The organism is Gordonia otitidis NBRC 100426 (assembly GCF_000248075.1).
Classification (GTDB): Bacteria; Actinomycetota; Actinomycetes; order Mycobacteriales; family Mycobacteriaceae; genus Gordonia; species Gordonia otitidis.
In genome coordinates this window covers 1-11714 of sequence record NZ_BAFB01000011.1, presented here as the reverse complement: position 1 = coordinate 11714, position 11714 = coordinate 1, and the positions used below count along the sequence as shown (strand labels likewise).

At 66.7% G+C, this 11714-nt stretch carries 10 protein-coding genes; all 10 read right to left on the bottom strand.

Annotated features, from left to right (window positions below):
* Positions 1 to 172: 172 nt before the first annotated feature.
* The 10 genes from trmD to ftsY all read right to left on the bottom strand — a co-directional run bounded on the left by trmD (position 173) and on the right by ftsY (position 11653).
* On the bottom strand, positions 173 to 871 hold the full coding sequence (trmD, locus tag GOOTI_RS01650; protein WP_039993097.1) for a tRNA (guanosine(37)-N1)-methyltransferase TrmD: 699 nt from the start codon (positions 869 to 871) through the stop codon (positions 173 to 175).
* A 68-nt stretch (positions 872 to 939) separates the two neighbouring features.
* Positions 940 to 1458, bottom strand: coding sequence for a ribosome maturation factor RimM (gene rimM, locus GOOTI_RS01645; protein ID WP_007236807.1), 519 nt, complete (start codon positions 1456 to 1458; stop codon positions 940 to 942).
* A 13-nt stretch (positions 1459 to 1471) separates the two neighbouring features.
* Entirely contained in the window at positions 1472 to 1714 is a 243-nt protein-coding gene (locus GOOTI_RS01640) for an RNA-binding protein (RefSeq protein WP_005176668.1), read from the bottom strand.
* Entirely contained in the window at positions 1711 to 2163 is a 453-nt protein-coding gene (rpsP, locus tag GOOTI_RS01635; protein WP_039993096.1) for a 30S ribosomal protein S16, read from the bottom strand. Before rpsP ends, GOOTI_RS01640 begins: the two co-directional genes overlap by 4 nt.
* Positions 2164 to 2702: 539 nt before the next feature.
* Positions 2703 to 3800, bottom strand: coding sequence for an amidohydrolase family protein (locus GOOTI_RS01630; protein ID WP_007236805.1), 1098 nt, complete (start codon positions 3798 to 3800; stop codon positions 2703 to 2705).
* Positions 3801 to 3804: 4 nt separating this feature from the next.
* Positions 3805 to 5361: a signal recognition particle protein gene (ffh, locus tag GOOTI_RS01625; protein ID WP_007236804.1), complete on the bottom strand. Its 1557-nt coding sequence runs from the start codon at positions 5359 to 5361 to the stop codon at positions 3805 to 3807.
* A 91-nt stretch (positions 5362 to 5452) separates the two neighbouring features.
* A complete protein-coding gene (locus tag GOOTI_RS01620) occupies positions 5453 to 8086 on the bottom strand; it encodes a [protein-PII] uridylyltransferase (protein ID WP_039993095.1) in 2634 nt (877 codons plus the stop codon).
* A 9-nt stretch (positions 8087 to 8095) separates the two neighbouring features.
* Positions 8096 to 8434, bottom strand: coding sequence for a P-II family nitrogen regulator (locus tag GOOTI_RS01615; RefSeq protein WP_005176661.1), 339 nt, complete (start codon positions 8432 to 8434; stop codon positions 8096 to 8098).
* A gap of 49 nt (positions 8435 to 8483) precedes the next feature.
* A complete protein-coding gene (locus tag GOOTI_RS01610) occupies positions 8484 to 9827 on the bottom strand; it encodes an ammonium transporter (protein ID WP_007236802.1) in 1344 nt (447 codons plus the stop codon).
* A 176-nt stretch (positions 9828 to 10003) separates the two neighbouring features.
* Positions 10004 to 11653 (bottom strand): signal recognition particle-docking protein FtsY, encoded by a 1650-nt coding sequence (gene ftsY / locus GOOTI_RS01605; RefSeq protein WP_007236801.1) that lies wholly within the window; start codon positions 11651 to 11653, stop codon positions 10004 to 10006.
* Positions 11654 to 11714 lie beyond the last annotated feature (61 nt).

The following is an 11714-nucleotide window of genomic DNA, read 5'->3' as shown; positions in this document are numbered from 1 at the left end:
CGCGTTGGCGCTCGAGGTCGTCGAGCATTCGTGTCCACCTGTCCGGCACAACGGCCCCTCCCCACGACGTGTGGGCAGATCATAGCCGTCCCGGCACGGCCACACGTCGACTCGACGCAGGCCTGTGGACAACGGTTGCGCGGCCACCGGTGTCGTCGAGCGACCCCCAGGTTCACTCGGGCTGTGTCGATGAATCCACGAGCAGGTCGGGCCGACGCTCGCGCGTGCGCTGCAGCGACTGTTCGTGACGCCACTTCTCCACCCTCGCGTGATCACCGCTGAGCAGCACAGGCGGGACCTCGAGTCCACGCCACTGCACCGGTCTCGTGTAACTCGGCCCTTCGAGCAGGCCGTCGGAGAACGAATCCTCCTCGTGCGAGCGCGGATTGCCGAGCACGCCGTCGATGAGGCGCACTGTCGCCTCGATCATCGCCATCGCGGCCACTTCCCCACCGATCAGCACGAAGTCGCCCAGCGAGACCTCCTCGACGCGGACCCGGCGCGCCGCGTCGTCGAAGACACGCTGATCGATTCCCTCGTACCGACCGCACGCGAAGACCAGGTGCTTCTCTCGGCTGTACCGTTCGGCGGTCTCCTGCCGAAACGGCACACCCGCGGGAGTCGGCACCACCAGGAGCGCGTCGTCGGGACAGACGTCGTCGAGACATGGGCCCCAGACCTCGGGCTTCATCACCATGCCGGGGCCGCCGCCATACGGCGAATCGTCGACCGCGCGATGGACATCGTGCGTCCAGTCACGCAGATCGTGCACGTCGACCTCGATGGCACCCTTGTCGATCGCCTTGCCCAGCAAGGCGATTCGCAGTGGATCGAGGTACTCGGGAAAGATCGAGACCACATCAATACGCATCGGGCCTAGGCGTGCGACGGCCGGGGCGACGGTGTGCGCCGTCGTGGGTTCGCTGTGTTGTGGATCGCTCATGACTCGTCGTCGATCAGCCCGTCCGGCGGATCGATCACGATGCCGTCGACACCGACCGTCGGCACGATCTCGCGGACAAACGGCACGAGGACCTCCGACCCCGACGGCGTCGTCACTGCGAGCACGTCGTTCGCGGGGAGGTGCAGGATCGCACTGAGCACCCCGACTTCGACACCGTCGACGGTCGTGACCGCGACGCCCTCGAGTTCGTGGTCATAGAACTCGTCGGGGTCGTCACCAGAGTCGACGTCGGCGCTGTCGATGAGAAACAGCGTGCCACGCAATGCATCTGCGGCAGTGCGGTCGGACACCTCGGCCAACGACAGCAACAGCCGCCCGGCATGCTGCCGGGCGGCTGTCACCGTGTAGTTCTTCTCGTCGCCTCCACGGCCCGGCCGTCCACGTACGACGGTGCCGACTGCAAATCGTTCCTCGGGAACGTCAGTACGGACGTCGACGACGACTTCACCGCGGATTCCGTGCGATTTCGCGACACGGCCGACCACGAGGTCCATCGTGGGAGCCGGTTCAGCGGTCGGTGTCGACGATGTCGACCCGGACGCCTCGGCCACCGATCCCGGAGACCAGGGTGCGCAGGGCGGTGGCCGTACGGCCGTTGCGACCGATGACCTTTCCCAGGTCCTCCGGATTGACGTGCACCTCGACCAGACGACCGCGGCGACCCGTGATCAGCTCGACGCGCACGTCGTCGGGGTTGGCGACGATCCCGCGGACGAGATGCTCGACCGCGTCGGCGACGACAGCGCTCACGCCTCGTCCTTGGCGTCAGCGGCGGGAGCCTCGTCGGCGGCAGGAGCCTCGTCGGCCTTCTTCGCGGCCTTCTTCTTGGGGGTGATCGCCTCGGCGACCGGCGCACTGTCGGCGGCTGCGAGTGCCGCGTTGAACAGGTCGAGCTTCGACGTCTTCGGCTCGGCGACCTTCAGCGTGCCCTCGGCACCCGGCAGACCCTTGTACTTCTGCCAGTCACCGGTGATCTTGAGGATCGCTGCGACGGGCTCGGTCGGCTGCGCGCCGACTCCCAGCCAGTATTGCGCGCGCTCGGAATCGACCTCGATGAGGCTCGGCTCTTCCTTGGGGTGGTACTTGCCGATGGTCTCGATCACGCGGCCGTTGCGGCGGGTCCGCGAGTCGGCAACGACGATGCGGTACTGAGGGTTGCGGATCTTGCCGAGCCGCGTGAGCTTGATCTTGACAGCCATGGTGTTTCTCCAGTGGTCACTGCGCAATTCAGCAGCCCGCCCGATGTGGCGGACCCGGTTTTGCGATCTATTCGGGTGTGACCGTCGGGCGGTGCGTGACCGGTCCGACGAACCGAGGATCCATTGTGCCAGACGGGAGCCCCTGGAAAAAATCCCGTCAACCGGCAGCCAGAGGGTCGACGGACCCGACGATGAAACCGCTGACCGCGGGCGCTGTCGTATGGAACATGCGATTGCCCACCCCGCGAAAGGCAACCGCATGCCCCATACGAGCTCTGCGCGGTCCAACGGGAGCCCGGGCCACCACAGCGACATCGATGTCCACAGCACGAACATGGGTGTGCTGCAGCGCCGAACCGGACCGCGTACGCGCGTCGATGCAACGTGATTGCCACCCTACTAGGGGGTAACTTCGCAGACCATGGCGTCGTCAGTGGCGTACCTCACACCCAGGGGCTGTCCTGCATCAGCTGACTCACGGCGCACCGCAGCCGGAGACGCGGACGCCCTCGCTCACCGAGGCAGCGCCCGGGGTCGCTTCAGACGACATGAACACCGGCGCACACGACGGCGCGCGGCCTGCGGAGCGTCGACAGGTCGGTCCGTGGATCGTCGTCGAGGACGAGGAAATCGGCACGGTCGCCTTCCTCGAGGGTCCCCGCTCCGAGCCATCGTCGAGGCGCGCTCGTTGCCGTGGCGAGCGCGCCGATGGCACCGAAACCGATCTGGGCGAGGCGTTCGATCTCGTCGACGATGCGCCCGTGCTCGATGAATCCACCCGCATCGGTACCCGCGAACATCGCCACGCCGGCCTCTCGTGCCGCGCCGAAGGTGTCGGGAGCGGCGGCGTGCAGTTTTCGCATGTGTGCCGCGTACGTCGGGTACTTGTCGGCACCTGCGGCGATCTCGGGAAAGTTATCCACTTGGATCATGGTGGGTACCAGAGCGATCGACTTCTCGACGAGTGCATCGATCTGATCCGCGTGCAGGCCGGTGCCGTGTTCGATGCAGTCGACGCCGGCGGCGATGAGGTCATCGAGCGCGTCACTGCCGAACACGTGCGCGGTGATCCGCGCACCGGCGTCGTGCGCGGTGGCGACCGCCGCGTCGAGTTGGGCACGGGTCCACAGCGGCGCGAGATCGCCTACCTCGCGGTCGATCCAGTCGCCGACGAGCTTCACCCACCCGTCACCCGCGGCGGCCTGACGTGCCACCTCGGCGGGTAGCTCGTCAGGATCGTCGAGCTCGACGCCGTACCCGCGCAGATACCGTTTCGTCCGAGCGATGTGCTTTCCGGAACGGATGAACACCGGACCCGCAGTTCCGTCGAGGGGGTGGGTGTCGAGCGGTGAACCGACCTCGCGGATCAACAGCGCACCCGCAGTGGCGTCGGTGTGCGCGAAGGCACGCGCCTGGTCGATGGTCACCCCCAGTCCTGGCGCGATCCCCACGTGGTTGTGCGCGTCGACGAGCCCGGGAATGATCCAGCCGTCGGCCACCACGGTCACAGCGCCCGATACCGGCTCACGGGTGATGGCGTCGCCGACGACCCACAGGTCGACGACGTCGTCGGTCAGCGGGTCACGGCCGTGATAATGACGCGCCGTAGACGAGTCCGTCGTTGCCGGAGCCGTCACGCCGTTACTTCTTCTTCGGCTGTTGGAACTGTGAGATGTCGATTCCCTCGAGCCCGGGCGGCAGCTCGTCGAGGCCCGCGGGCATGCCCGAGAGGTCCGGGAATCCACCGGGCATCCCGGGGAAACCGCCGCGTACCTTCGGTGGCGTCGGTCCGCGTCCCTTGGCCTTGCCCTTCTTGCCCTTGCCCTTCTTGCGGTTGGTCTTGCGCGAGCCGCCGCCCATGCCCATGCGGCCGGACATCTGCGCCATCATCTTGCGGGCCTCGAAGAACCTGTCGACGAGTTGGTTGACCTCGCTCACTGTCACACCAGAACCGTTGGCGATGCGCAGTCGGCGCGAGGCGTTGATGATCTTGGGATTGTCGCGCTCGGCAGGCGTCATGCCCCGGATGATCGCCTGCACACGGTCGAGTTGCTTGTCGTCGACCTGCGAGAGCGCGTCCTTCATCTGGTTGGCGCCCGGCAACATTCCGAGGATGTTGCCGATCGGCCCCATCCTGCGCAGCATCTGCATCTGTTCGAGGAAATCCTCAAGGGTGAGCTCACCCTGACTGATCTTCTGTGCGGCTGCCTCGGCCTGCTGGGCATCCCAGTGCTGCTCGGCCTGTTCGATCAGGCTGAGCACGTCGCCCATGCCGAGGATCCGGCTGGCCATGCGATCGGGATGGAAGACGTCGAAGTCCTCGAGCTTCTCACCCGACGACGCGAACATGATCGGCTGCCCGGTCACCTCGCGAACAGACAACGCGGCACCACCGCGCGCGTCGCCGTCGAGCTTGGTGAGTACGACGCCGGTGAAGCCGACGCCGCTCTGGAAGGCCTCTGCGGTGGCGACGGCGTCCTGACCGATCATCGCGTCGACGACGAAGAGCACCTCGTGGGGCTCGGTGGCCTCCCGGATGTCGGAGGCCTGACCCATCAGCTCCTCGTCGATACCGAGGCGACCGGCCGTGTCGATGACGACGACGTCGTAGTGGTGGTCGCGGGCCTCGGCAACACCGGCGCGCGCGACGGCAACGGGATCGCCATGGCTGACGGTGCCCAACTCACCGGACTGGCCGATGCTCGTTCCCGGGTCTGGCGCGAACACCGTCACGCCCGCGCGCTCACCGACGATCTGCAGCTGCGACACGGCGCCCGGACGCTGGAGATCACAGGCGACGAGCAGCGGGGTGTGGCCCTGCTGCTTGAGCCAGTGGCCGAGCTTGCCCGCGAGCGTCGTCTTACCGGAACCCTGCAGGCCAGCGAGCATGATGACGGTCGGCGGGTTCTTGGCGAACTGCACGCGCCGCGTCTCGCCGCCGAGGATCCCGACGAGCTCCTCGTTGACGATCTTGACGACCTGCTGTGCGGGGTTGAGTGCCTGCGAGACCTCTGCACCCTTGGCGCGTTCCTTGATGCGCGCGATGAATGCGCGCACCACAGGCAGCGAGACGTCGGCTTCGAGCAGCGCGAGTCTGATCTCACGGGCGGTGCGGTCGATGTCGGCGTCGGACAGGCGTCCCTTGCCGCGCAGATCTTTCAGCGCACCGGTCAAGCGATCGGAGAGGGAGTCGAACATTCCCCCAGTGTCCCACGACGCCGACCTGGCGTGCCGCAGCGGTGCGAGTTGCGGTCACCGCGTGTGCGTCAGCCGCAGACGATCTCGGCCCTCAACTGATCGGTACGCCCGAACGCCCGGAGCCGGTCGTACCCGACGCGCCGTCGTCCTTGCCCGAATCAGACCTCGGCTGTGGCGGCGGACATGCCGCGATCACCGCGTCGGCGAGCGCCGTGCGCGCCTGTGGGGTGTCGTCGGCGAGACGCAGACAGAAGTTGTCGACGACGGTCGGGCCGAGGGTGGTCACCTTCGCCCAGCGAACGTCGCCGCCGTGCTGCTCGATCACGGCACTGACCCGACTGAGCAGCCCGAGCCGATCGTCGGTGCGCAGTTCCATGAGCACCTCGTCGTCGGACGGCGCCGACGCCCAGATGATCCGGGGCGGCGCGATGGCGAACAACGCCGGTACAGCGTTCTTCGGGTGTCCGGCGCCGTCGACGGCCGGATCGGTACTGCCGGCAGCGGCCGCAGCGCCGGTCCCCGGGACGGCGTTGACGGTGCCGATCGTCGGAATGGGTGAGCTTCGTTCCCGCGCGTCGAGCCGTTCGATCACGTCGATCTTGCCCTCGACCGCGGCGATCAGCTGCTGCCGGAGCAGACCGGCTTCGGGTGGCGAGCCGAATGTCGGAACCACGACGAATGTGTTGACCGCACGGCGTTGGCCATCCGAGGTCTCCATGGTCTGGACAGTCGCCGAATGCGAACGAAGGCCGTTCAGCGCGACCACCCCCGCCATCTTCGAGAGCAGCCCCGGGGCATCTGGCGCGACCATCACCACAGTGAAGGTGTGCGGACCCTCGCCCGGAGTGAGACTGACCGCGTACGGTCCGCTCTCGGCGAGCGCTCGCGCCTCCGCATTCAGCGGCTCCGGTTCGTCCGGAGCTTCCCCATCGATCAAACGCAGGGTGCGGCGCACCAGATCGTTGATCAGCGAGGCCTTCCACTCCCCCCACACCCCGGGTCCTGTGGCGCGCGAATCCGCCTCGGCCAACGCCGCGAGCAATTCCAACAGCACCCGGTCGTATCCGAGTGTCTCGGCCACCTCGGCGGCTGTCGCCGGATCGTCGAGGTCGCGTCGTGTCGCGATCGACGGCAGGAGCAGGTGATGGCGAACCAGATCCGAGAGCACGTCGACATCCTGCGGCCAGAGTCCGAACCTGTTGCCCACCTGCACGGCGAGTTCGGCGCCGACGATGCTGTGATCGGCGCCACGGCCCTTGCCGAGATCGTGGATGAGCGCCCCGAGCACCAACAGGTCGGGACGTGACACACGGGTGGTCATCGAACTCGCGTATGCCGCGGTCTCGACGAGATGCCGGTCGACGGTCCACGTGTGCACCGCGTCGCGTGGCGGCAGATCACGTACCGCACCCCATTCCGGCAGCAGCCTGCCCCACAGGCCGGTGCGGTCGAGCGCTTCGATGGGATCGATCATGTGGTGCCCGGAACCGAGCAGCACCAGCAGATCACTGAGAGCCTCGGCGGGCCACGGCTCGCGGAGTTCTGGTGCGTAGTCGGCGAGCCGCGACAGCGTCGACGCACTGATCGGGAGCCCGGTCCGCGCGGATGCGGACGCCACGCGCAGGATGAGCCCCGGGTCCTTGCTGGGAATCGCGTTGCGCGCCAGGACGATCTCGCCGTTGTGCTCCACCACGCCCTCGTCGAGGGGCCGCCGGATCGGCGAACGTCGCAGCTTGGAGAGGCCGCGGCGCGGAAGCGCATTGCCCGCCGTACGCAGACCGACGTCGATGGAGTAGCTGATAGTTCGAGCCGAGTCGCTGATGACCCGCGCGAGGTCGAAGCGATCGCCGATACGCAGTGACGCGCCCATCTCGTCGGCATCCTGGGCGCGGACCTGTTCCCGCGGGCGTCCCGCGATCCGATGCAGTTCGGTACGGATGTCCAACAAACGGTGATAGGCCATCTGCGGGCCGGCGTTCGGTGAGTCAGGACGCAACCCGCCCATGCCATCGGTGAGTTGGGCGATCGCGAGGGCACCGAGGAGTTGGACGTCGCGGAGGCCGCCGCGGCCGTTCTTCAGATCCGGCTCGGCACGATGCGCGATATCGCCGGCACGACGCCACCGATCCTGGGCGTGTTCGACCACTTCGGGGAATCGGTGCCGTATCTCGGTACGCCATTGCTGCCGAACGCCGCCGATCAGCAATGCGGAGAGATCCTCGTCGCCGACGATGTGCCGCGCCTCGAGCAGACCGAGCGCAGCGGTCACGTCCTCGGACGCCACCTGCAGCGCCTGCGGAACGGTACGCACGCTGTGGTCGAGCGGAATGTTGGCGTCCCACAACGGATACCAGAGCCCGTCGGCCACCTCGGAGAGCCGGTCGGCCGAGAGGTCGTCGTGGAGCAGGATCAGGTCGAGGTCGGAGTGCGGCAGCATCTCTCCTCTGCCGAGTCCACCCACCGCGACGATCGCGAGTCCGCTGTGCGGCCTGATCCCGAGCTCTGCCGCCTTGCTGGTCAACCAGAACTCGTGCAGGTCCACCAGGACCTGCCGCAATCCGGCGGCGTCGAGTCGACCGACCCCGGTCGCCTCGGTCAGTTGCTTGCGTGTGCGTGCCAGGTCGGTGGCGGCGAGAGGGCCACCGCCTGGTCCCATGCCAGATCGTGGCCCTGCACCCGACGAGTCGTCGGACGCAGGGCCACGGTCGGAGTTGACGAAAGGCAACGGGCCTCGCTACAGCGCGTCGGCGCCGCGCTCGCCGGTTCGGACGCGAACGACCGACTCAACCGGGGAGACCCACACCTTTCCGTCACCGATCTTGCCGGTTCGCGCGGCCTCCACGATGACATCGACAACCTTGTCAACAGCTGCGTCGTCCACGACGACCTCTACTCGCACCTTGGGCACGAAGTCGACCGAGTACTCGGCACCTCGATAGACCTCGGTGTGGCCCTTCTGGCGGCCGTAACCCTGCACCTCGCTGACAGTCATTCCCAGAATCCCGGCCTGCTCGAGGCCGGCTTTGACGTCCTCAAGCGTGAACGGTTTCACGATTGCGGTGATGAGCTTCATTAGTTATCCCTCTCCACAGGAATCAGCGTAGTAGTGAATGACCGGGGATTCATGCCAGTTCGTACGCACTCTCGGCATGTTCGGCCTCATCGATGCCGCTCTTCTCCTCATCGGGCTTGATGCGCCAGCCGAGCGGCTTGAGCACCAGAGCGATGATGGTGGTGAGCACACCGGTGAAAGCCAGTGCGAATGCGGCGATCACGATCTGCACCACGAGCTGCTTGTAGTCGCCGCCCCAGAACAGGCCGGTGTCCTTGGCGAGGAAGCCGATGCCGATGGTTCCCCACAGGCCTGCGACCAGGTGCACGCCGACGACGTCGAGCGAATCGTCGTAACCGAACTTGTTCTTCAGACCGATGGCGAGTGCGGCGAGGATGCCTGCGATCACACCGAGGATCAGCGAGCCGACCGGGGTCAGCGCACCACAGGCAGGGGTGATGGCCACAAGACCCGCGACGATGCCCGATGCGGCGCCGACGCTGGTCGGATGCTTGTCACGCACCCACTCGACGGCGAGCCAGCCGACCATCGCGGCCGCTGTCGCGGCGGTGGTGTTGACCCAGACCTTGCCCGCGGTCATGTCGGCGGCGAGTTCGGAGCCTGCGTTGAAGCCGAACCAGCCGAACCACAGCAGAGCTGCACCGAGCATCACGAACGGGATGTTGTGCGGGCGGTAGGCGGTCTTGCCGAAACCGACGCGGGTGCCGACGATCAGCGCAAGCACCAGGCCGGCCATACCGGCGTTGATGTGGACGACCGTGCCACCGGCGAAGTCGATCGGCGCGACGTTGGCGGTGCCGTCCGAATTGGTGCCGAACATCCAGGAGGCGAAGCCCTTTTCGGCGTTCGACATCAGACCGCCACCCCACACCATGTGGGAGAGCGGGAAGTAGACGATGGTCGACCACAGCACCGAGAACACCAGCCACGTGGAGAACTTCACGCGCTCGGCCACGGCACCTGAGATCAGGGCCACGGTGATCACGGCGAACGTGAGCTGGAACGCAAGGAAGACGATGGCGGGCAGATGGGTGTCAACGCCCGTCCACAGCACGTAGGTCGGCTTGTCCTCGGTTCCCGCGGTGTTCATCAACTGGTCGGAACCGAAGAGCGAGAACGGATTCGAGAAGACTCCCCAGATGTCGGAGTCACCGGTGACGGTGTTTCCGAACGACTCAGAAAACCCCCACAGAACGTAGACGATGCTGACGGTCGCGACCGAACCGAACGACATCATCATCATGTTCAGAACCGCTTTACCCCGAGACAGCCCCCCGTAGAAGAAGGCCAGCGCCGGAGTCATCAGTAGAACCATCGACGCGCTGGCCAGCATCCACGCTGTATTGCCGGCGTCAGGCTCTCCGAAAACACTATCTGGTAGTGCAGAGACCACTGTAGAAAACCTCCTCAGAGCGCGCCGACGGCTCGGCGCCTGCAAAGACTCTGTCGGCAAGTGGTTTCAGCTGTGGTGCTCCCGTGTTTCCACCGTGTGAACCAAAGCCCGATTCACATGTCACCCAGGTAAACCGCCAGGTGAATCGGATAACTCTCCTCGGCCCGATGTGCCGATCACAACAATGCGTCGATGAAGGCGTCCGGGTCGAACGGAGCGAGATCGTCGGCGCCTTCGCCCAGTCCGACGAGCTTCACCGGCACGCCGAGCACCTCTTGCACGTTGAACACGATGCCGCCCTTGGCGGTGCCGTCGAGCTTCGTCAGTGCGACACCGGTGATGTCGACGACGTCGGCAAACACCTTCGCCTGGGCCAGACCGTTCTGGCCGACGGTCGCATCGAGCACCAGGATCACCTCGTCGACGGGCGCCTTCTTCTCGACGACGCGCTTGACCTTGCCGAGCTCGTCCATCAGGCCGGTCTTGGTGTGCAGTCGTCCCGCGGTGTCGATCAGAACGACGTCGACCCCCTCGTCGATGCCCTTGGCGACCGCGTCGAATGCGACCGCGGCGGGATCGCCCTGCTCCTTGCCGCGCACGATGCCTGCGCCGACACGCTCACCCCATGTCTGCAACTGGTCTGCCGCTGCGGCGCGAAAGGTGTCGGCAGCACCGAGGAGCACCCGCCGACCGTCGGCCACGAGCACCCGCGCGAGTTTGCCGGTCGTCGTGGTCTTGCCGGTGCCGTTGACCCCGACGATGAGCACGACCGCGGGCTTGTCGGCGTGCGGAAGCGCATGAATCGACCGGTCGAACTCGGGATGCAACTGCTCGACGAGCACCTTGTGCAGCAGCGCACGCGCCTCGTCGGCGTTGCGTACCGGATTGGTGGCCAGCTCGGTGCGCAGCCGCTCGATCACCGCGTCCGTCGCGGTAGAGCCGAGATCGGCCATCACCAGGGTGTCCTCGATTTCCTCCCAGCTCTCCTCGTCGAGATCTCCCGCACCGAGCAGCCCGAGCATGCTCTTGCCGATCGCCCCCTGCGAGCGCGACAGACGCCCGCGGAGCCGACCGAGCCTGCCTGCGGTCGGCTCGATCTCCTCGCGCGGCGCAGCGGTGGTAGCCGATTCGGCGGTGAGGGTGCCGGCCTCGACGGTCGTCGCGGTCGAGCCCGCGGATTCATCGTCCTCGATCTCGTCGATCTCTTCGATGATCTCGTCGGGGCTCTCCCCGACCGACTCGACGATCTCCTCGAACAGCGGCGTGGTGAACGAGGCATCCGCGTCGTCGACGGGCACCGTCGAACTGGTCAGCGGAGACTCGGCGGAATCCGCGGTGCTCTCGGAGGTCTCCGCAGCCGACGTACCGGCGACGGTCGCCCCGGTCTCTGTCGCAGCGGTGTCTGTCGCAGCGGAGTCGGTAGCAGTGGTCTCGGTTGCCGGTTCCGCGCCCGCGGTGTCGGTGTCGCTGTCGGGCAGGACGACGTTGGTGATACCCCTGCGTTCGGAATCGCGCGGAACCGACGCGTCGTCTCCGACGCCGGGCTGACCGTCCACCTCGGTCCGCTCGGTCGGCGCCACCGGCGGTTGCGGTGGTTCTGCGACCGCGGTGCCCGACGCCGCGCCGCCCTGGCTGAAGCTGAAGCCCGACGACGCTTTGTAGCCGCCCGAGCGGTCGACCTGCGGTTTGGATCCGTCGACCACCTGCGTCTGGCTGTCGTCACGCAGCGAGATCCGTCGACGGCGCGCGAGGACGAGCCCCGCGATGATCAACGCGAGGATGACGACGACCGCGATGACTATTCCGATGATGATTCCGGTGTTCACTGCTTCTCCAGTTCTTCCCGCATATCTCGGGCTGCGTTGTGCATCGTGCTCCCTGGCCGGC